Annotated in this window: 22 protein-coding genes; 13 read left to right on the forward strand and 9 right to left on the reverse strand. The window is 44.7% G+C overall.

Going from position 1 to position 21,536, the window contains the following annotated elements:
- Window position 1: 1 nt before the first annotated feature.
- Entirely contained in the window at window positions 2-346 is a 345-nt protein-coding gene (locus G400_RS0103280) for an MmcQ/YjbR family DNA-binding protein (RefSeq protein ID WP_017262529.1), read from the forward strand.
- Window positions 347-498: 152 nt separating this feature from the next.
- On the opposite strand, the gene G400_RS0103285 is transcribed toward G400_RS0103280, so the two are convergent.
- A complete protein-coding gene (locus tag G400_RS0103285; protein ID WP_017262530.1) occupies window positions 499-1,992 on the reverse strand; it encodes an amino acid permease in 1,494 nt (497 codons plus the stop codon).
- 230 nt (window positions 1,993-2,222) lie between these two features.
- On the opposite strand from G400_RS0103285, the gene G400_RS0103290 reads away from it, so the two are divergent.
- Window positions 2,223-2,957, forward strand: coding sequence for a class I SAM-dependent methyltransferase (locus tag G400_RS0103290; protein ID WP_017262531.1), 735 nt, complete (start codon window positions 2,223-2,225; stop codon window positions 2,955-2,957).
- A gap of 325 nt (window positions 2,958-3,282) precedes the next feature.
- Here the strand turns inward: G400_RS0103290 and G400_RS16715 are convergent, their stop codons facing one another.
- The 3 genes from G400_RS16715 to G400_RS0103300 all read right to left on the reverse strand — a co-directional run bounded on the left by G400_RS16715 (window position 3,283) and on the right by G400_RS0103300 (window position 5,268).
- Entirely contained in the window at window positions 3,283-3,540 is a 258-nt protein-coding gene (locus tag G400_RS16715; RefSeq protein ID WP_237757519.1) for a hypothetical protein, read from the reverse strand.
- A 221-nt stretch (window positions 3,541-3,761) separates the two neighbouring features.
- Window positions 3,762-4,526 (reverse strand): ABC transporter permease, encoded by a 765-nt coding sequence (locus tag G400_RS0103295; protein ID WP_017262532.1) that lies wholly within the window; start codon window positions 4,524-4,526, stop codon window positions 3,762-3,764.
- A complete protein-coding gene (locus G400_RS0103300) occupies window positions 4,507-5,268 on the reverse strand; it encodes an ABC transporter ATP-binding protein (protein WP_017262533.1) in 762 nt (253 codons plus the stop codon). Before G400_RS0103300 ends, G400_RS0103295 begins: the two co-directional genes overlap by 20 nt.
- Window positions 5,269-5,384: 116 nt before the next feature.
- Between G400_RS0103300 and G400_RS0103305 the strand changes: the two genes are divergently transcribed.
- The 3 genes from G400_RS0103305 to G400_RS15630 are packed head-to-tail and all read left to right on the forward strand — an operon-like array spanning window position 5,385 to window position 7,043.
- Window positions 5,385-6,074, forward strand: a complete 690-nt coding sequence (locus G400_RS0103305) for an ArsR/SmtB family transcription factor (protein WP_026017207.1) — start codon at window positions 5,385-5,387, stop codon at window positions 6,072-6,074.
- 59 nt (window positions 6,075-6,133) lie between these two features.
- Entirely contained in the window at window positions 6,134-6,667 is a 534-nt protein-coding gene (locus tag G400_RS0103310) for a GNAT family N-acetyltransferase (protein ID WP_017262535.1), read from the forward strand.
- 13 nt (window positions 6,668-6,680) lie between these two features.
- Entirely contained in the window at window positions 6,681-7,043 is a 363-nt protein-coding gene (locus G400_RS15630; protein WP_081495875.1) for an iron-sulfur cluster biosynthesis family protein, read from the forward strand.
- Window positions 7,044-7,079: 36 nt separating this feature from the next.
- Here the strand turns inward: G400_RS15630 and G400_RS0103320 are convergent, their stop codons facing one another.
- Entirely contained in the window at window positions 7,080-7,394 is a 315-nt protein-coding gene (locus tag G400_RS0103320) for a hypothetical protein (protein ID WP_017262537.1), read from the reverse strand.
- 28 nt (window positions 7,395-7,422) lie between these two features.
- On the reverse strand, window positions 7,423-7,791 hold the full coding sequence (locus G400_RS0103325; protein WP_017262538.1) for a MerR family transcriptional regulator: 369 nt from the start codon (window positions 7,789-7,791) through the stop codon (window positions 7,423-7,425).
- 132 nt (window positions 7,792-7,923) lie between these two features.
- On the opposite strand from G400_RS0103325, the gene G400_RS0103330 reads away from it, so the two are divergent.
- Window positions 7,924-8,307 (forward strand): carboxymuconolactone decarboxylase family protein, encoded by a 384-nt coding sequence (locus G400_RS0103330; protein ID WP_017262539.1) that lies wholly within the window; start codon window positions 7,924-7,926, stop codon window positions 8,305-8,307.
- 89 nt (window positions 8,308-8,396) lie between these two features.
- On the opposite strand, the gene G400_RS0103335 is transcribed toward G400_RS0103330, so the two are convergent.
- Together G400_RS0103335 and G400_RS0103340 are read right to left on the reverse strand one after the other, a co-directional pair.
- Window positions 8,397-8,648 carry a hypothetical protein gene (locus G400_RS0103335; protein WP_017262540.1) on the reverse strand — a complete coding sequence of 84 codons (252 nt, stop codon included), beginning with the start codon at window positions 8,646-8,648 and terminating at the stop codon, window positions 8,397-8,399.
- Window positions 8,649-8,823: 175 nt separating this feature from the next.
- Window positions 8,824-9,009, reverse strand: a complete 186-nt coding sequence (locus tag G400_RS0103340; protein ID WP_017262541.1) for a hypothetical protein — start codon at window positions 9,007-9,009, stop codon at window positions 8,824-8,826.
- Window positions 9,010-9,451: 442 nt separating this feature from the next.
- Here G400_RS0103340 and G400_RS14345 point away from each other — a divergent pair, with 442 nt between their 5' ends.
- From G400_RS14345 to G400_RS0103375, 7 genes are all read left to right on the forward strand, one after another.
- Window positions 9,452-11,119: a hypothetical protein gene (locus G400_RS14345; protein ID WP_017262542.1), complete on the forward strand. Its 1,668-nt coding sequence runs from the start codon at window positions 9,452-9,454 to the stop codon at window positions 11,117-11,119.
- A gap of 41 nt (window positions 11,120-11,160) precedes the next feature.
- Window positions 11,161-11,853: a response regulator transcription factor gene (locus G400_RS0103350; protein WP_017262543.1), complete on the forward strand. Its 693-nt coding sequence runs from the start codon at window positions 11,161-11,163 to the stop codon at window positions 11,851-11,853.
- Window positions 11,850-13,229, forward strand: a complete 1,380-nt coding sequence (locus tag G400_RS0103355) for a HAMP domain-containing sensor histidine kinase (protein WP_017262544.1) — start codon at window positions 11,850-11,852, stop codon at window positions 13,227-13,229. Before G400_RS0103350 ends, G400_RS0103355 begins: the two co-directional genes overlap by 4 nt.
- A gap of 118 nt (window positions 13,230-13,347) precedes the next feature.
- The gene (locus G400_RS0103360) at window positions 13,348-13,992 is read left to right on the forward strand and encodes a VTT domain-containing protein (protein ID WP_017262545.1); all 645 of its coding nucleotides are present in this window, start codon (window positions 13,348-13,350) and stop codon (window positions 13,990-13,992) included.
- Between the two features lie 53 nt (window positions 13,993-14,045).
- Window positions 14,046-14,987, forward strand: a complete 942-nt coding sequence (locus tag G400_RS0103365) for a glycosyltransferase family 2 protein (RefSeq protein ID WP_017262546.1) — start codon at window positions 14,046-14,048, stop codon at window positions 14,985-14,987.
- Window positions 14,988-15,017: 30 nt separating this feature from the next.
- Window positions 15,018-15,677, forward strand: coding sequence for a phosphatase PAP2 family protein (locus G400_RS14350; RefSeq protein ID WP_017262547.1), 660 nt, complete (start codon window positions 15,018-15,020; stop codon window positions 15,675-15,677).
- A gap of 13 nt (window positions 15,678-15,690) precedes the next feature.
- The gene (locus G400_RS0103375) at window positions 15,691-15,936 is read left to right on the forward strand and encodes a hypothetical protein (protein ID WP_017262548.1); all 246 of its coding nucleotides are present in this window, start codon (window positions 15,691-15,693) and stop codon (window positions 15,934-15,936) included.
- Between the two features lie 367 nt (window positions 15,937-16,303).
- Here G400_RS0103375 and G400_RS0103385 read toward each other — a convergent pair whose 3' ends face one another.
- Window positions 16,304-21,283: an adhesive domain-containing protein gene (locus G400_RS0103385; RefSeq protein ID WP_017262550.1), complete on the reverse strand. Its 4,980-nt coding sequence runs from the start codon at window positions 21,281-21,283 to the stop codon at window positions 16,304-16,306.
- Window positions 21,284-21,536 lie beyond the last annotated feature (253 nt).

The following is a 21,536-nucleotide window of genomic DNA, read 5'->3' on the forward strand; positions in this document are numbered from 1 at the left end:
CATGACTGAAAAAGAACTTATTCAGATTGTCATAGACGAAACGGGTGGTTTTCTTGACCATCCCTTTAATGGTGGTAGCAGTCATGAAAAAATCAATTGGAATATCATTCGCCATCATCGGAATCGAAAAATTCTCGCGATGGTATTCATCAAGGATGATCATCTGTTGATTAATCTAAAACTCAGTCCTGAACACGGTGAATTTGCGCGCAAACTTAGGGGTGTCGAACCCGGCTACCATATGAACAAAACGCACTGGAACACCATTGATGTTAATCACTGTGATGTTCAACCGCAGGAATTGGTCGGGATGATCAGGGAAAGCAGTGCACTGACAGAGAAGTGAGTGTCTTCTCAATTGCAAAACGACTTTGTTTCGTCCCACGATTGGCTCAATTGAAGATAATAATAAACAAAACTGTCATGCCTGAATTGAATTAGGCATGGCAGTTTTTGGGCTACAAGATTTAACATGTAGTATCTGTGTTGCGTGGCGGGCTATTGATCCAATGGATCGATTGTGTGCTCACCACGTCCTTGAATTTGTGTGAAACGCGGTACCTCATCGTGTTTAAGATGACGAATGTGCCATGAACGTTGAGTCTTGGCAGTCCGTCTGCGGGAATAAAGCCACAAAGTTATTCCAAGAATGAGCAAGAAAAAACCACCCATGACGAGCGTATAAGTGAGGGCCGTCAGCTGCGCGTTGGCTGTTGGAAAGAATGTTGAACCAAACACTAGCGCAGAAGTGATGAACCCAATTGCGCCAATAATCAAACAGACAACGCGGCCACCGGGAAGTTTGAAAGCAGCTTGACGGCTTTTGCCAGTGACGTTGAGCACGATAAAACCGGCAAATAGCAGCAAGTACGTGACAAGATAGAGCATAACAGTGAGGGCCATCGCCATGGCAAACGCACCGTTGTTGCCGCCGATAACAACCGTTAACACAAAAGCAATGATGGACACGATGATGCCTTGCAAGAGAACAAGATGTACTGGTACCTGATGTTTGTTCACTTTGTTAAACGTTGTTGGCAAAATTTCGTCCTCAGCCGTGACCAGCAACGATTTAACAGGGCCAACAATCCAAGAACTGATTTCGCCCAGCATACCGATTGCCATGAGCAAGCCGATGACTTTTACCAGTGGCGCAAAGGTCGGTCCGAGGATAATGGCCACCATGCTATTGATGGCCTGAATAACACCTTGATTAAGGGACAGGTCTTTCAAAGGCACGACGGCGGCTACGGATAGGCCACCAAATGAATCGATGATAATAGCAAAGGCGACCAGCGTCAGCATAATAATCGGATAGTTGCGCTGCGGTCGTTTGAGATTGTTAACGTAGGAAGCAGAGGCTTCAATACCAGTAAACGCTAGAATGTAAGGCACGATTAGCGTTAATGGATGCCCACTTGTGAAGCTGTTAGCCGATAAGGTTGTTGCGAACTGAAGGGGATGGCCAGTCGCAACGTAGACGCCGCTAAAAACTAATAGGATTAACGCCGGCAAAATAATCCCAAGAATAAACGTCCATTTTACCAACCGATCGGTATCATTGATGCCCTTTAGCTGAATCACAGTCATGACCCAGTAAATCGTGAGAAAAGCAGCGAGTTTTAACCACGGATTGGTGTTAAGGGCCGGCAAGTTTAGCGCATAGGCCATTACCCCGATGATGAAGTAAATCATGGTGATAAAGTTAACGGTAATTTGCAACCACTGAAAGAAGACGGCCACAAAACCGGCTCGCTGCCCTAGTGTGCCCTTAACCCAGGTGTAAACGCCACCGTCACTCCATCCAGGCATCGTCGCCATTTGGGCAGAGGCTAGTGCCACCGGTAAAAACCAAAAAATTCCTGCGACAACTAATAATAGGGTCGCCATCAGTCCCGACTGAGCAAAGGCTGGATATTCGTCGGCGGACATAAGCATGGCAGCCGTTAATGTGAAAAAACCAAAAGCGCTTAGCGAAGCATTCTTTTTCATGAGGGGAACCTCTCACTAGTTATAATTTAAAAGTTATTATTTATATTATTTTATCGATTGGACTTGTCGGATGTCAAAATCCCAATCTACTCCAGATTACTTTTCTACCGTTGTCTAAAAAGGGCTATAGCTTTTAGACAAAAATTGGTGCGTCCTAAACTTCTCAAGGTAAACTATCCATGCTACACTGTAAAAATTGTTGAAGAAAAGGAACTTGAAGGGGAAAATACATGAATCAACCAACACATACACGCATCACCAGAGGGATTGACGCACCATTTGTGCCGATAATGTACTTAATCGCTGGTATCCTGATACTTATTAACTGGGCATTTTCACACAGTTATCCAACTTCATGGGTAACGTTAACCCTAGGAATCATCATGTTTGCTGGTGGCTTAATCATTCTTCATACTACCCTTCGTGGGAAATACATAATTTGGCAAAAAATCATGTCGAATATGGCAATTCCAAAGGATGCTCAAGTGCTCGATTTAGGTTGTGGTCATGGTGCGGTTCTGATTGCGTTTGCCCAGCGTCTTGGTGCGCATGGTCATGCGACTGGTGTGGATCTGTGGCGTCAACGTGATCAGTCCAACAATGGCAGTGAACAAACGCAAGCTAATTTGGTGGCATCAGGTGTCGCTGACCGAACATCGTTGTTGACTGGTGATATGACGAAATTGCCAACGGGCGACAACGCTTATGATTTCGTTGTTTCTAGTTTCGCTTTTCATAACATTAAACCGGCTGCTCAACGCAAAATTGCTTTGAGTGAAGCAGTTAGAACGTTAAAACCAGGTGGCCGGCTCGTCATTGTTGATACGAATCACAATGACCGTGAATATAAAGCTGCGCTACAAGATTTGGGGCTTAAGGATATTGAGCTCAAGTCGGCCGGCTTTAATGGTTGGTGGAGTGGCCCGTGGATGTCTTCGTATGTAATTCAGGGGATTAAAAAGTAACAATATTTAAAAAGGTTAGCACTTCCGTGAGCGGCGTTATGACCACGACAAGTGCTAACCTTTTTAATGAGGTAAATTGTACCAATTCTGGAAAGAACTCTACTTTTTAAAATCATCCCTAAAATTATAGAGTTATTTTGGAGAGGGCCTATACCGACTATTTACTGATTAAAAAAATTGCTTTTAACAGTATTTTTGATGATACAATGAACACGTAAAAAAGGATGTCACTGCGAATGACATCCCTACCGATCCGCAAAAGCGGTGGTGCTTACGACCAACGAGTAATCGTCAGCTTGCCAAAGTTGAGACGACTGCCCGTTTTTTATGTTAGCAGCAAGTCATAATGACCGCGATTAACTGAACGACCAATGCCAAAAGTGCCACCACAAACATGGCGAACTCTAGCATCAGCTGCAGTGCATCCTTTACGGACACGAGGTAACTCCTTTCCATCAGATTCTGTGACAATACGGTAAAAGTTTCTTACCCCATTAGCACCATCTTCTTTCAGGTGTAAAATACACCAAAAGTCACCAAACGTGTCACTGACGCACAGCTTTCTCCCGTGCTTCGTGAGCACTCTCAAAACCGTCTTCACTTCTCGGTAATCAAAATTATAGCAAAGCAAACGACATGAAATCCTCAACTTTGATGAGGATTTCATGCCGTTTTAATAACAGCTACATGATGTTTTCGTGTGACTATAAATCCTTTAATATCAAGGCGTGTCACTGATTTTTTGCAAAATATATTATCTAGGTTTTTAAAGAAGCAGAGGTGTGAAAATGTTTGAAATTACTTTTAGTAAACCAATCGCCTATGCACGAGATAAATTGGCAATCCGGCAATGAGTATGACGACCACAACTAGCCAACCCAGATGAAACCAAATGCCAGTTGGATTGCCCAACATCAGACCACGGCAGACTTTAACGGCATGGTATAGGGGCGATAGCCAGCAGTATGGTTGAAGCCAACGTGGCATATTGGCGACAGGAAAGAATGTATCCGAAAACATGTACATTGGTTGAATGACCAGCATGGCATAGTAATTAAGATAGTCGCGATTAGGAACAAGCAATGTAAAGATCAGGCCCAGTAACCCGAACAAGAGGCCATTCAAGAATAAAAGAAATGGGACAAAGATAACTAGCCAGCTATGGATAGCACCTAAAAATCCTGCAATAATCAAAAACAGCGTGCCGAAAATGGTAGCCCGAATGCCAGCCCAAATTGCTTGACCGATGATGATGTCTTGTAGGTTAACAGGTGTCATGCTAACAGCGTAATAAGTCTTTTCAACCCGCATCTGAATAAACGCGTTTGTCGTTGCCTCATTGGTTGCTGCATTCATGCTGGTGGCGGCGACTAAGCCTGATGTGACAAACAGAAAGTAGGGCATGCCTTCAACGTTGCCAACAAAGTTTGCTAAGCCAATTCCCATTGCAATCAGATAAAGGATTGGATCAAGCAAGTTTGGAAACACAGATACTTTGAAGAGTTTTCGAAAACTCATGTAATTGAGTTGAATGACATGTTTGATGGATCTAAGAGAGAGCTTGTACAATGTGATCATCCTCCTCGTGAAAATCGGTAAGTGCCAAAAAGGCTTCTTCTAGTGATTGATAACCGTACTTTGCCGGCAACGTATCTGGGGCACCAGAAGCGAGAATCTTGCCACGGTGAATAATTAATACTTGATCAGCTAACCGTTGAACTTCATCCATGTAGTGAGAGGTGAGCAACAAAGAAACGCCTTCACTTTTTAATTGATCCAATTTTTTCCAAATTACATGGCGTGACTGAATGTCTAGTCCGGTTGTTGGCTCATCAAGAATGATTACTTTGGGATGGTTGAGAAGAGCGCGTGCCAGCACCAAACGGCGCCGCATGCCACCAGACAAATCACTGATTTGTTTGTCATCGTAATTTGCTAAACCGGCAAACGTTAGCAGGTTCTGTGTTCGCTTTTTCAGCTCACGTTTGGGGATGTCATAGCATAAGCCATGGGCAATCATGTTTTCGTAAACCGTAAGTGAACCATCCAATAAGTCCTCTTGAGATACAATGCCAAGCGCCCTTTTTGTGTTTGAGGGCGACTTTTTAACGTCGAATCCATCCACGGTGATCCTACCCCGAGTAATGGATGCTGCTGCGTAGATCATTTTCATGGTTGTTGTCTTGCCTGCACCATTTGTGCCTAATAAAGCAATGCAACGGTTGCGTTGCAACTGAAACGAAATGTCATTAACGGCTGTAAAAGAACCATATTTTTTTGATAAATGAGAAACTTCAAGAATGGGTTTCATGGTTATCAACCTCCGAATTAACTAAATTTGGTGAAAAATGTCGTTTCTCACTGAAATTTAATGTATCATGAGGTCAACTCGATGATCTTCGAAATATGGAATTCGGCGGTGATAATATGAATGAGGCACCAGATGTTGCAGCAATCGTGGAAATTTTTAGTAACTCGGCACGGGTTAAAATGGTGGATATGTTAATGGATGGCCGAGCTCACACAGTCAATGAACTGGCCTTGGCTGCTAAAATCACGCCGCAAACAGCGACATATCATTTGCAAAAAATGGTCAGCCTTAACTGGCTTAAAATGGAGAAGTACGGGCGCTTTCATTACTACACGTTGATTCGATCAGACGTCGCAACACTGTTTGAAACGCTGAGTCCGGTTGCGCCTGAGAAGAAAGTCGCTTCTCTAAACAAGAGGCTGAAATATAAAAAACTATATTATTGCCGAACATGTTATGACCATGTGGCAGGTCGAATTGGCGTTGCCATTACTGATAAACTAATTGAAAATGGCGCCATCGCTTTGGAAGGCGCGAATTTTAACGTGACACAAAGTGGCAGAATGTTCTTATCAAGCACTTTTAATTTGAACTTAGACGAGTTGATGAAGAAAAAACGTGCTTTTTGTAAACCTTGCCTGGATTGGAGTGAACGTAAAGATCACGTTGGGGGCGCGGTTGGTCATGGTATTCTAACGTTTTTGTTGGATCATGAGTACTTGGTCCGTGGCAAAGATGCGCGAGCGTTGGTGGTGACGGATTCTGGTCATGATTTTCTTGAACAGCGCCTTCAACTCAGGGTTTAATGATCTGGCCTAGTCTAGGAAATTTTAAAAATCGTAAATTAACGCAGAGATGATCAGTAATGATGTTACGTGTGAAAGATCAACTTAAACTCAGTTCTTTAGCGCAAAGTGAAGCGCCAGCATACTTTCAACTAATCACACAAAATCAGCAGTATCTTGGCAAGTGGTTACCTTGGGCGTTAAAAGTTACAACGTTAGCGGACCAAGAACGTATTACACATACTGCGGTATTGGCCGACCGTCAGCAACCCAAGCAGTTTAGCATTTATTGGCAAGGACGGTTGGTAAGGCGGATTAGTTTTGTTGAATTAGACATGGTCAATCGGACGGCTGAAATTGGGTACTGGCTGAGTGAGGATGCACAAGGTCATGGCATCATGTGTGCCTGCGTTGACCGGCTTGCTCGTTATGGCCTCGAAGCCTTGCATCTTAATAGAATTGATTTGAAAATTGCGACACAGAATCAGTCAAGTTTGAAGGTGGCTGCTGCCTGTGATTTTGAGCGTCAAGAGATCTTGCCTAATGCCATTCATTTGTTAAATGGTCCGGTAGATGCGATTCGTTGGTCGCGATTCAATGTTAATAATGATTAAAGCGGAGGGATAAATGATGGATCTTACATTTTCAGATGAGGCACAAACAAAACTCGCACCAAAAATGACAGCAGGTGACGTACTTTTGCTAGATTTGGATGACGGTATTGGTCCGCTGTCACCATATTTAAAGGAAAATGGGCTAATGTATCAGTTGTTCATTTGTCCGAAGACGAAGGTGCCCAGTTCTTTTACTAAGCATTTTCAAACGTCCTTGGGACCGGTTTACTTTACCGATGTGACAGAAGTCTACTTAGATGAGCACATGAAAATCACGTACAAACCTGTCCAAAATCGGTTTGAATTACAAAGTGATCAACAGATTATGGAATCAAGTTTGGATCTGGTTAATTTAAACGAACAAAAAAACTTCTAAGCTGGTCAACTAGACTAGTTTAGAAGTTTTTTGGACTTAGCTTGCAATGATAAAAAGGAAAAGTAAGACGATTTCAATGGCGAGGCGAATTAGATGGTGTGACCAATGAACATCGGCACCAAATAGCCGCCGCCTCGCCATTAGCGCGCCGCTTGAAATTAACACCATGCCGATTACTAAGAATGGAATCGTTGCGTTAGTGGGAAAATCACCCACTGCGGCCAATAGGAATAGTGAACCGATAACCGTTGTAATAGCGCCGGCCCAACCGCCTTTGCGGACGTTGAACCAAGGCAAAATGAGATAAATAAGTGCATAGATACCGATCAAACGGCGCATAAAAATGAGCATGTAATTCCCCCGAGTTTTTGTTTAATACCTAGTTTTGATTGAGCTGTTGTTTTCGTTGGTGATAACTATCGATTTTTTGATCTAAAAAATCGAGATGTTGCTGGATCAACTGTTGTTCACCTTTCAAACGTAGTCGCTGCTTGGCTAAGAGGTCCAGCTGTTCATCGATGGTGGCGTCACCAATATCACGTAACTGAGCGTAGGCTTGAATCTGTTTCATCGGCATGCCGGTGCTTTTAAGTCGTTTGATAAACGCCATCCAGTGAATATCCGCATCAGAGTATTCACGTTTGTTGGTGTGAGAACGAGCAGGCGTGATGAGATCGAGCTTCTCATAATAACGTAACGTATCGATCGGCATCCCGACTAGTTTTGAAAACTCACCAATACTGTACATATTTCCCCACCTATAGATAATTTTGGTCTAGAACAGTTGTCACCATAGAGAAAGTGTAAAACTTTAGTTGACATGGAGTTAACTCCAGATAGTAGGCTTATCCCAATCTTAAAGGAAAGGGAGCTTATATTGATGCCAGAAAATGAAAATAATCGTTTGAAACGGGGCCAAGCAAAATTGCAGGAGGTTGATGCAGAAGCGGCGACAAATGTCATGTTAGGATTGACGGATGTGGCGCCAGACATCGCGACGTACATTGAAGAATTTGCGTTTGGTGACATTTACTCGCGGTCAGGGCTCGATCTCAAGCAGCGTGAAATGATTACAGTCACGAGTTTATTGACGCAGGGAGACACGGCCGCACAATTAGCGGTGCACATTAATGGCTGCCTTAACGTTGGGCTGACTAAGCAGGAAGTTGTCGAAAGTTTCATCCAGTGCTTGCCATACGTTGGGTTTCCAAAGGTGTTAAATGCAGTCGCAGTCGCCAAACGAGTTTTTGCTTCACGCAAATAGTTAGTTTAGGGGCGGTCGAATAAACACAAAATAGCAGTTGTCAGTTTTTAGTTCTGGCAACTGCTATTTTCAACTGTTCAAACTGACGGTTATCCCTTCAATCCTCGTGATTGCCGATCCATATCCTCAACGACAATGTCGAAAATTTCACCTAGTGAGGCGCAGTACTTTAGAATGTCCCATGGTTCGTTGGTGTGGAAGTGAATTTTAATGAGGTTGCTATCGCCAACGGCAATCAAACTGTCACCTTTGAAATGAGCTTTAATGTAGGCGTCAATTTTATCCTCGTCAAGGTCGTGACCATCAATTAGACATTGTGTATCGTAGCGAAATTCAATCATAAGTTAATTCTCCAATTTCAGTTTGATAATATCGAATGCCCTCATTGTACGTGGGTGGGACGATAAATGCATGAAATCTATCTTAACGAAAAACAACGTCACGCTTTCAACCAGCATATGGACTGGCAAAGACCGTGGCGTTGTATTTTGTGTTTTAAATCAAATCAGTTTTGCGTTAGAAACTGCGGCCAAGAAACGACAGTCCGCCGATGGCTAAGAAGATGAGCACTAACCAGGTAGCGATGTGGGCGAAGAAAACAAATCCTGCGACCACGACCAGCGTACCCAAAACCCAGAAAACAGCCTTGCCGATGAACCGCCCAAAAATCAGTAAGATGGCCAGTCCAATTAATAGTCCCATTGAGGAACCCTCCTAAATTTTAAACGTGTCAATTAACGCAGTTCGTTAACTGTGACCAAATTCTAGCATTTCTACTGGCGGATACAAGTAGTTAAATCGTAAGGATTGGTAAAGCTGATTATGACGGGCATAAGATCAATGAGATTAGGCGAAACTAGCGGTGATTATTGCTTTTCGTGCATTCATTAACCGCATTTCGCCTAGAACCTCCTTACCATATTTTGTAAAACTCACTAAGTCAATTTATTTGATTACATCTAACATACGCAAGCACGATATGAAAAAATCGCGAGGATTAATAAAAGTAGTTATACTCTTGGTAAATTTTTCTGAGATTCTCTCATGTTTCTTTCAGGTTTAAGTACTTTTAAGCCTGGCGCGCTCAAATTAAGCTTAGATACAAGTCGCAGTTGGCAAATCTATTTAAAAAGAGATGAGCGAAATGATTAAAAAATCTGGGTGGCAGGTAACGTTGCTTGTTGAAGTGGGTTTTGTAATCTTAAGCATGATGTTGTTTGCGGCGCTGGTTCATGGAAACCAGGTGTTTGCGACAGGAGATTATCATTTTCATCAAAACCGAATTGAAAGTCTGTATGAGGCGTTAAAGCATGGTGACTTGTTACCGCGCGTTGATACATACTTCGCAGGCGGTTATGGGTATGCGGCGAGTTTGTTTTATCCGACCCTGTTTTTGTATGTGCCAGCGCTGTTTAGACTGATTGGTTTTAGCTCCGCACAAGTTTACTTTGGAACATTGATTGGAATTTTGTGGGCAACATTTGCGACGACAGAGTTTGCTGGTCGCCAAATGGGTCTTTCACGTGTGCGCAGTGTTATGTTTGCCCTCCTGTATGGTCTAAGTACTTATCATCTTCAAGATTTATTTAGTCGGCAAGACATGGGTGAGGCAATGGCAATGGTTTTCTTTCCGTTGGTTTTGGCGAGCCTAGTTAAGCTGAATCACGGCGACAAACGGGCATGGTTGTGGCTTGCACTTAGCATGACGGCAGTGGGCTATTCACATATGCTATCACTCGAAATGATGGGGTTGTTCTGCGTTATTTACGCGCTCACTTACTGGCGGACGTTTGTGACCAAACGGACGCTCTTAGCTGTTGGTGCTGCGGCCATAACAGCGATTCTTCTATTGTCAGCCTATCTCATTCCCGTTGGCGAACAGTTAATGTCGCAAACTTTCCAAGTGACATCAACACCGCTCGTTTATATTTCAAAGGAAGCAGTCTCTCCCATGAATCTGGTGATGAATTCGCTGACAAACCAGGTTTTTCACGCCAACACTGTCAATGTTGGACCAGTTATTTTTATCGGCAGCCTTGTTGGTTTAGGATTGGCGTTAAAGCAGCACCACAACCGTCGTTTGGCCGTTATTGCTGTGGCTATGTTGGTAATGACCACGAGTTTGTTCCCGTGGGCTTTATTAAATCACACAATGTTTAATACGCTGCAATTTCCATGGCGCTTATTTTCGATTATTAGTTTATTAGTTAGCTACAATTTGTCTGATTTGCAATATGGCCTGTCATTTAAGAGAGCCGCCAACATTATTGTGCCAATGAGCATCAGCGTCCTTGTATTATTAGGCCTGCAATTAGGCATGAAAACAGTGGCCGCATCTCCACAACGAGTCGAAACGGAGAGTAGTTTCAACAAGATCGATTCATATTACATTGGCGCTGGTCATGAATACCTGCCTAAGACGTTGTCATACAATAAAATTTTGTCTAACAAACACCGGACACTCGTTTACAATAACGAGGATGTGACCGTTACGGCGGCCAAAGCGTCTGATGGGCATGTTGAATTTCATTACGTTGTCCACGATTCTCAAAGACACGCTAAAATAAGTCTGCCATTGGTTTATTATAAAGGCATGCAGGCGGTGAATACGCTGGATCACCGCTTTGTAGCCACTAAAGAAAGTGGCACAGGTATGACTGAGCTAAATGTCACGGGTTCTGGAAATGTGGCCGTTGGTTACGCTGGGACGGCATTACAACGACTCAGCGTGCTCGTTTCAATGGCTACGGTCTTTGCAATGGGTTTGAGTATCAGGCGGCGAAAGCGTTCGTTTGCCCATGCTCGTTTGTGAGCGCATCATCAGAATAGATTTTAATGATCGTGGGGATGAACATGGAAAATCAGGTATTGATTGTTGAAGATGAAGACAGCCTTAGTTCGTATTTAAAAACGGAATTGACGTTTGAAAATTATGATGTATTGGTGGCAGGTGATGGTGAAGAGGCGATGACAGAGTTTACTGAACATCAAGATACTCTGGGTGTTGTCTTACTGGACTGGATGATTCCAAAGCTTAACGGGTTAGAAGTTCTTCGTCGGATTCGCAAACAAACAGCCACGCTACCAGTCATTTTTATGACGGCACGTGATTACGTTGGTGATAAGGTAGCCGGTTTGGATAATGGCGCGGATGACTACATCACAAAGCCGTTTGAAATCGAAGAGTTATTGGCGCGGCTGCGTGTAATTTTTCGACACGAGGCCCAGCAGTTGCAAGTAGCCCCAGTTTATGAAATTGCGAACCTCAAGCTTGATACAAAGTCGCATCAGGTCACCCGTGATGACAGTCATGTTCAATTGACACAGCGTGAATATACGCTGTTGCTGTATCTTCTACAACATAAAGAGGAGACTGTCACTCGTGACGAATTATTGGACAATGTTTGGGGCGTTGATTTTGTTGGGCAGACCAATATTGTCGATGTTTACATTCGGTATTTACGGAACAAAGTGGATCGTGATCATACGCCAGAATTGATTCATACAATTCGCGGCGTGGGATACACGCTAAGGGAAGAAGAATGAAAAGGTTATTGGCAAGGTTGCATATTAACCGTAATTCAAATGCGTGGGTCATTATTCGCACATACATTGTCATCCTGCTCGTGACGACACTCTTGAATGTGATGGTGACAGCGGGCGTAGTTAGTACGCTGTTAATTCGAAATCGTGAAGCGGAAGCTGTTAACATGATTGATTCGCTACAAGACTCGTTTGTGCATAAGTCACCAAATTGGGACGCTTGGGAGGCCACAAGTGAGGAAGATACGTCGGATACTTACGTTAAAATTCAAACCATCACTAAGAGCGGAAAGGTTAAAGACACATTTTATTCACCCAATACTCAAAAGTATCTAAAGGCGAAAGTAACACGTATCTCGGCGTTTCCGGCGGTTAAAATCGTTGATGGTCATGGCGTGTTTTATTACCGCAGTAAGTTAACCCATCGTGCTTACTATCAAATCTGGTTAAGCATGAATTACATTTTGCACATGGTTCGTGTTGTCCTTGAAGCTGTTTTGCTGGTGGCTGGGTTAAGCTTAATCGTTGGCGTTGCCTTGATTTTATTAATGTCACGTCGTCTCACTAAACCGCTGACCAACCTGACTAAAGCAGCACGAGAGCGTGCCGCAGAAACGGGCCAGCTACAGCAGTCGCTGCCAGTGCCGGAGACACCTACTGAAGTTAACCAATTAGCCATTAGTTTCAACCAATTGTTAACATCGCTAAACGATCGAATGCAGCGTGAACACCAATTTGTATCGGACGCTTCGCACGAATTGCGAACACCGCTAGCTGGGATTCGTGGGCACGTTAGTTTGATTCGCCGGCGTGGGACGGAGCATCCCGAAATCGTTCCAGATTCTCTTAAATATTTGGATGAAGAATCGCTTCGGATGCAACATTTAGTTGAAAACTTATTGGCGATTAGCCGTAATGATCAGTTGCAACTGGATCTAAAACCACTTGATTTAACCGAATTATTAACAATAGTCGTGGCAAATTATCAACACCAAACGGCGCATAAAATTACATTGAAACTCCCGAAACATGCGGAGGCATTGGGCAATGAAGATAGTATTCGGCAGATTGTTTTGGCCATTTTAGACAACGCGGTCAAATATTCACCTGACGATCGGCCGATTGATATTACTGTTGTTGAACTGGATAACGCAACAGCACTAAGCATCAGCGACCAAGGTACGGGTATTAGTGACGCGGACAAGGCTCATGTGTTTGAACGCTTTTACCGCGTCGATCAGGCACGCTCAAGTAAAATACCTGGCACAGGTTTAGGACTGGCCATTGTTTCGCAATTAGTTGCATTAAATCATGCCAAAATTGCTGTGACGGATAATCATCCACAAGGAACAACGTTTACCATCACATTTAGGAAGTAATCACTTAAACGAACGCAATCTGAGAAAAACTCATTTAATCTTCACGAACCGTAGATAGATGCACCTCTCATTTCCCGCTATTCTGTAAACATAGCAGGGGAAGGAGAGGTGTTTTTTTATGATAACAGCCTTGTTAGCATCGATTATGCATATTAATACAATTATCCCGAGTTTGATGGCCGCACATGGTGTGTTGGTATACGTCGCGCTCTTTATGATTATCTTTATTGAAACTGGTTTGGTCGTAATGCCATTTTTACCTGGTGATTCAATTTTGTTCCTGTGCGGATCATTGGCAGCCAGTGCTGCTGGTGCCATGAACCCATGGTTGATGATTGGCATATTGACCGTGGCAGCCATTCTGGGTGATCTCGCGAACTTTGAAATTGGCAAACGTTTTGGGCACTGGGCCATGCGCAGCAAACGTATGCAACGATGGATTAAGCCTAAGTACCTACAACGTTCACAAACATTCTTTGAACGTCACGGTAACGTTGCTATATTCCTAGGCCGGTTTATTCCAATCATTCGGACTTTAATTCCATTTACGGCAGGAATGGGTAAAATGCACTATCCGACATTTGCTAAGTACAACATTATCGGCGGCGCAACGTGGGTCACAGTCGCAATTGGTGCTGGATACTTCTTTGGTAATATCCCAGTGGTTAAAGCGAACTTTGAATTGATTATGTTGGCAATCGTGGTGATTTCGCTGGTGCCAGTTTTGTATACAACATTGAAGGCCCGTTCGCAGGCTGAATAAGGCCGGTTTATACACCTGAAAAGGTGCGGACAAAATGATAGGAGGTCTTGGATATGAAACAAATGACGATTATTGTGCCCTGTTATAACGAACAAGCAGCAATTCCGCTATTTTATCAGCGGTTGAAAAAGATTCTTGGTAACTATGTAGACGAATATGCAGGTCATCAATGGGATTTGTTGTTTGTTGATGATGGTTCGACAGATGATTCATTGACCCAAATGGAGCGGCTCCAAGTGAGTGATCCAGAGCATGTTCACTTTCTGTCATTTTCGCGGAATTTCGGAAAAGAAGCGGCATTATACGCTGGTTTGGAAAATGCGGATGCTGAATATGTAGGCGTGATGGATGTCGATCTGCAAGATCCACCGGAATTGTTGCCGCAAATGATCACGTATTTAGACAGTGGCGACTACGACACGGTTGCAACCAAACGTGATTCACGAAAGGGCGAACCAATTGTCCGTTCGTTCTTTTCTAAAATGTTTTATAAACTGATCAACCGTATTTCACAAACACCGATTCCAGAAGGTGCCCGTGATTATCGTTTGATGAATCGTAAAGTGGTGGACGCTGTGTTGGCCATGCCAGAGGTGAACCGCTTTTCGAAGGGCATCTTCAACTGGGTTGGTTTTCGCACCAAGGTTTTGACGTTTGACCATCAAGAGCGGGTGGCCGGTGAAACACACTGGTCTTTCAAACAACTGGTGAGTTATTCCTTTGAAGGGATTATGGATTTTTCTGATAAACCACTAACGATTGCGTCAGTGGTTGGCGGGGCATCGTTTGTGTTATCCATTTTTTCACTGATATTCATCGTTATTAGAGCGTTGGTGTTTGGTGATCCGACTGCTGGCTGGCCATCATTGGTATCCATCATTTTAATGATTGGTGGCATCCAACTATTTTGCCTAGGGATTGCTGGAAAGTATATTGCTAAGATTTATCTGGAAGTGAAGCAACGTCCGGTTTACATTACACGTGAACAAAAATAGCACTTAAAAAGTGGGTAGGGGTTGTAAAAAATGGGTCTGTTAGAAGTATCGTCTTCTTCAAAATGGCGTTGGTGGACGTCAATTAGTTTACTGGTTATCTTTGCGGTGTTAGCAGAGAGTGTCAAGCTACAGTCAGGGTTTATCACTGGCGTTGACCAAGGGTTTGCAACCTCCTTCGCCAGTTGGCAAACATCCTCGAAGACAGCATTGTTTGTTTTAATCTCTAAATTTGGTAGTCCAGTAGTCGCCACGATTGCTGCACTCGCATTGATTCTGTGGTTGTGGTGGCAACGAGAGCGAATCGCCGCTGGTATCAGTTTCCTTATTTACTTCGGTGGTAATGCAATCGCATTGCTGGTTAAGTACATGGTTGGTCGTGTGCGCCCGACACATGAGTTAGTTGCAGATAACGGCTTTAGCTTTCCCAGTGGGCATGTGTTTTCCAGTACATTATTGATTCTGTTGCTATTATTGGTTTTGGGTCATTATTTGAAATTTAAACCGCAATTATTTGCGACAATAATTGCGGTCATCTGGTTGGTTATATTAATGATTGCCCGTGTGTATCTGCGCAATCACTTTGCTACTGATGTTGTGGGCTCCGTACTACTGGCTGGCGGTTGGTTATTGCTGAGTCAACAGCTGATTACGGAAGTTATAAAGCGAATACCTAGTTTGCAGCAATCCTAAGGGGATGTTAAGCATGTTTGATGATGAGAATATTATTGAAAAAGCTATGGAATTTGTACTGGTTAGGACGAAACCGGAATATTTAAACGAAATGATAAGCATTCTTGATGAGTTAGTTGTTGAGGCACGTGCAACGCGTAATATTGCTGTGCTAATTGAGTTGCCAACGGTTCAAAGTCGCATGATCAAACCAGAATATGTGGATGAAGTGAACACGATTAAGCATTATTTTGGTCAGCACCCGTTGGCAATGAGTTAGTTAAGCAGGTGCTGTTAGTGCAATCCGTGCTGAGCCATTTTTGCGAATTCCTCCGGGTCAACAAAAAAGGTGACTTCACTGGTTTCTGGATTCACTCTTGGGTGCACGTTAACACTGATAGGTAAAACCTTATCCTGATTTTCTATTGTCAGTTTGAATATGCTGCCCCAAGCGTACATTTTGCAATCTTTTTTTCCATGATGTCGAGTTGCTCCCTTATTTTTTAATGTAGCACGTTTAATCTAGTCCTAGGGGTTATCAAAATAAAGCAAGTCATTTCAGCGATGTGGTCTAAACGCCGAGATGACTTGCTTTTGAAATTCTGAATATTAATACATTAATGTCTGTAGCTTGCTATTGTCTGAGGCTAACGTTTTCTGATGAAGCGGTAAGCGGCGGCAATTGCGCCAATCAGTAATCCAGCACCGAGGATTGAAACAACTGTGGCCCGTTGCTGATCTGTCAGTGGGAGAACGCCTGATTTATCACGTTGAGTCTGATTAGTCGTTTGAGATCCTGAACGGCCTGAGGTGGTGCCACTACCTGATTGAGGAGCAATGGCACGTGGTCCATTAACGGTTCCACTTGTTACAGAGCGTCCGTTTGAGCCGGCCCCACTGGTACCAGTTGTACCGGTCATACCTGAGCCGGTCGTTTTTGAACCAGTCGATCCTGAACCAGTTGAGCCAGTGTTACCGGAACCTGAACCGCCTTGACCAGTCATAGCTGATCCTGAACGACCCGTTTGCCCGGTGGTACCAGAAGTAGTGCCAGGGCCCGTGGAATTAGATCCGGTTGCGCCTGTCCCACTGTTACCGGTGGATGTTTGTCCACCAGAGCCTTGACCAGCTCCGTTTCCGGCACTACCAGAACCAGTGTTTCCAGAGCCGCCGGTGTTACCCGCCCCAGCGTTACCTGACCCATCGCTGTTTCCAGTGCCTGGGTTACCGGGTGTGCCGGGTTGACCGCTACCAACTGTAACGCTCACTGGTGTGCTGTCCTTAGTGTTGTCGCCATTAGCAGCCACAATTTTAACGGACAGCGTTTGACCATCAGTTAAACCGTCAATTGGAATGGAGAAGGTACCATCTGCATTCACTGGTGCAGTTTTGGTTGAGCCATCAGGCAACGTCACCACTGCGGTAAACGTTGTCCCATCGGGTACTGGTGTTGTGACATTGGCATTCCCAGTCACGGCAGTGTCACCGGTATTAACTGGATTAACGGTTGGTGTTCCCACATTGTAATCATCCAGTGGATTCGTTACATTTGGCTGACTAACAGTGATTGAAACGGGAGCACTATCCTTGGTATTGTCACCATTGGTAGCGACAATCTTGACATTCACCGTTTGACCAGGTGTCAGGGCACCAGTGTCGATGTTAAAGGAACCATCAGGATTCACAGTACCAGTTTTTGTCGAGCCATCTGGTAGTGTTGCGACCGCAGTAAACGTGGTGCCGTCTGGTACTGGTGTTGTAATGTTTGCGTTCCCAGTCACGTTGGTGTCACCGCCCTTAGCAGGGTTTACGGTTGGGGCGCCAACGTTATAACCATCCAATGGATTCGTTGGGTTGGTTGGGTCACCGGCTTCAACAGTTACGGAAGCAGGGGAACTGTCTTTCGTATAATCTCCGTTTACAGCTTGCAGTTTGACAGATACGATTTGGCCAGTAGATAAGGCACCTGTGTCTACTGTGAATGTGGCCTTGTCGCCGTTAACCGTTGCGTCGACGGTTTTGGTTGAACCATCTGGTAAAGTAGCAATGGCCTTAAACGTGGTTCCATCAGGAATTGGTGTGGTTAATGTGGCTGATCCAGAGACGCTGGTGTCGCCATTTTTCGCCGGATTCAGCGTTGGTGTTGTGACGTTGTAGTTTGTTAATGGATCTTCGAAAGTCGGATCAGACTTACCGACGAAGAAGGTAACTGGCAAACTATTCTTAGTGTTTTCTCCGTTAGTGGCAACGATTTTGACACTGATTTCTTCACGGGCAGTCAGTGTGCCGGAGTCAATTGAGAATGAGCCATCGTCCTTAACAACTGCCGATTTTTGAACGCCTCCTGGTAGGGTTGCGACTGCCATAAATGTCGTGCCTTCAGGGTAACCAGGATTGATGTTGGCATTACCGTCAATTGTCGTGTTGCCTTCTACTGCTGGTTCAACAGTTGGAACGTTAACGGTATAGCCATCCAGTGGATTACTTTGGTCGGCTTGGTCAACAACGATACCTGTTGGCAAACTATCTTTGGTGTTATCGCCGTTGGTTGCCTGAATCTTCACGTTGATTTGCTGACCGGCTGTTAGCGTCCCAGTGTCAATTGAGTAGGAGCCGTCACCGTTAACGGTAGCTGCTTTTGTACTTCCGTCAGGTAGGGTAGCGATGGCTTCAAACGTTGTCCCATCAGGAATTGACGTATTGAAGTTGGCATTACCAGTTACGGTAATTTCACCAGCCTTGGCTGGGTTAACAGTTGGTGCATTAACGGTGTAACCGTCCAGTGGATTGGCCGGATTAGTTGCTTCAACAGTTGTTGAGGCTTCAGCTCCATCCTTTGTGTTGTCGCCGTTAACTGCCTGTAGTTTGGCAGATACCACTTGGCCGGTCATTAATGTTCCAGTATCAGCTGTAAACATCGCATTGACGCCATCAACATTTGCATTAACCGTTTTAGTCGTGTTGTCTGGTAATGTCAGAATGGCTTTAAACGTGGTGCCCTCTGGAATCGGAGCTGTCAGTACAGCTGACCCTGAAACACTGGTATCGCCGTTCTTAGGTGTGATAAATGTTGGTGTTGCCACTTCGTAGTCAGCCAATGGATTTTCGGCTTCGCTAACAGTCATATCTGTTGGTGTACTATCTTTGGTTGCGTCACCGTTTTTAGCTTGAATCTTGACGCTAATGGCTTCCCCCGCTGGCAAAGCACCCGAATTGATCGTGTAGGTACCATCAGGTTTGATCTCAGCTGTCTGTTGAACACCACCAGGAAGGGTAGCAACGGCTGTGAAAGTCGTACCATCCGGATAAGGTGTGTTCAAGTTGGCATTCCCAGTAATCGTTGTGTCACCGGCCTTCGCTGGGTTCACTTCGGGTGCATTAACGGTGTAGTCGTCAAAGGCATTAGCCACAACAGTTGTCGTTGCTGGTGATCCGTCCTTCGTGTTGTCGCCGTTGACTGCTTGAAGTTTGACAGAAATTTCTTGCCCTGTCCGCAGTGAACCGGTGTTAATGGTAAACGAAGCTTGACCGTCAATTACGGTAACTTCACCGGTGATTGGTCGGCCACTCGGCAGGGTTGCGACCGCTTTAAACGTTGTTCCCGCAGGAATTGGTTCCGTTAATGTGGCTGTGCCAGAAACACTTGTCTCACCGTTCTTAGGCGTCGTCAATGTCGGTGTCGCAACGTCGTAATCAGCAATTGGGTTTGTGACCACGGCCTTGCCGACGGTGATGTCAGTGCCAGTACTGTCCTTGGTGGCGGCGCCATTTTTCGCTTGGATACGAACGCTAATGTCTTCACCTTCTGTTAATCCACCGGAGTTGATTGTGTAACTACCATCTGGACTAACCTCTGCTGTTTTCTCAATGCCACCAGGGAGTGTTGCGATAGCGGTAAACGTCGTGCCTGAAGGGTAAGGTTCGTTTAAATTAGCGTTCCCTTTAATCATTGCATCGCCATCGTTTGCTGGGTCAACACTTGGTGCGGCAACCGTGTAGTCTTTAAGCGGATCTTCCGCTTGAACGGTTACTGACCGAGGCAGGCCATCCTTCTTAAAGCCAGCATTTTCGGCTTGTACTTTAACGGAAACTACATCGTTAGCGTTCAATGCACCAGTGCCAATTGTAAACGTGCCAGTGGTGCCATTTATAGTGATGTTAGCTTCCTTTTCAACACCGCCAGACAGTGTTGCGATGGCTTTAAATGTTGTCTCAGGCGGAATAGGTTCTGAAATGTCAATGTTTCCCGAAATACTGGTATCGCCGGCCGTAGCAGGGTCAAGATTCGGTACATTAACCGTGTAATTTTGCAGCGGGTTAGTCGGGTCAACATCATGGACGACCACGCTCGCTGCGCCACCGGTCTTGGTGTTGGTGCCATTAACTGCTTGCAACTTGACGGATATTTCTTGACCAGCCGTTAACTTGCCGGTATCCACGTTGAACGAAGCGTGATTGCCGTCAACAACGACATCGCCTGTCACCGTGCTACCACCAGGCAGTGTGGCAATCGCTTTAAATGTGGTTCCATCAGGAATTGGTTCTGTCAGTGTCGCATTACCAGAAACGCTGGTATCACCAGCTGTTGCTGGATTCAACGTTGGGGTGGCGACCGTATAATTTTCCAGCGGATTTTGGGGTGTGACTGCAAATTGGAGGTTAACAGCATCACCTTCGCTGCTTAGCAGGTCAATGTCCACGGCACCATTACTGGATAGAACACCGTAAACTTTTGTGTTGGCCGCGGTTGGTTCACTTACAGTCGTTGTCAAACGTGCGGTAGTGTGACCAAGCAAGTTAACATTCAGTAAGTTATTCAGCAGGTTGCTTGATACCCCGATAATCGGGTTTAATACGTTAAGTAGTGCTTGCAATGCTCCACGCAGGGTTGCTGTTAGCGGGTTAGAGGCTGGCAATGCGTTCAGTGCGTTTTGCACGTCAGCGATAATTAAGCCAGTTTGACTCTTAACATAGTTGCCCAAGCCATCTGTTACATCAGCCGTAATACGGTCGTTTGTCACGGTACCAGCAACGTTGGCATGATAAGTGCCTAATGGTTGTGCACTAGTTAGCCGATTCAATGCGTTTTGAACGGCTTTTAATTCTGGTGATCCGGTTCCTAGTGCGGAGAGTGCGGTTTGAACCAGCGCAACTTCGGCACTAACACCTGGAATCTTAGACAGGTTAATGTCCGTTAATGCCGCATCTACAGCAATGTTTGCGCCGCCGACAACCTTTCCACGAAGTTCAGGTGCCAGTCCGAAGACCATGATTTTTTTCGTTGCTAAACCGACATTGGCGACCCCTGTCCCGGTATAACTAAGGTCGAGGTCATAATTTCCTTGAGCGTTTTTCGTTTGTGGGTTAGCTTTATTAGTAGTCATTTGACCATTGGATAGCAAGCTAACGTCAGCTAAGCCAGCTCTAGCCTGACGGGTTGTTTGTGGTTCGTTGATGGTGTCAGCTAAAGCAACACCACTTGGCACTGAGGCACTAAGTAGCATTAGTGTGGCACCGCATACATAAATGGACCGACGCAGGTTGCGTTTGAAATTAGCTCGAGATTCAGATGGTGATTTTTTTGACACCTTTTTGGGGGATTGCGTTGACGCTTTTGTTTTAGACATGACGTAGTCTCCTTTCGCGGCCCAAGTGGGCAACACATTGCTAAATGTTTACCTGACGCCCACATGTTTTGGGGCCTCGGCATCACTCTGAATCGATCATGATCAATTAAAAATGACTACCCGTCGATAGTACCTGAATCGTAACAAGTAATTGTTCATAAGCAAAAACATATGCTTTTTATAATTAAACTTTTAACGGTGAGTTCATATCGAAGTATGAAAATTATGGCATGACAGTGAACTGTTGATATAA

The sequence above is a fragment of the Furfurilactobacillus rossiae DSM 15814 genome (genome assembly GCF_000428925.1).
Taxonomy (GTDB): Bacteria; Bacillota; Bacilli; order Lactobacillales; family Lactobacillaceae; genus Furfurilactobacillus; species Furfurilactobacillus rossiae.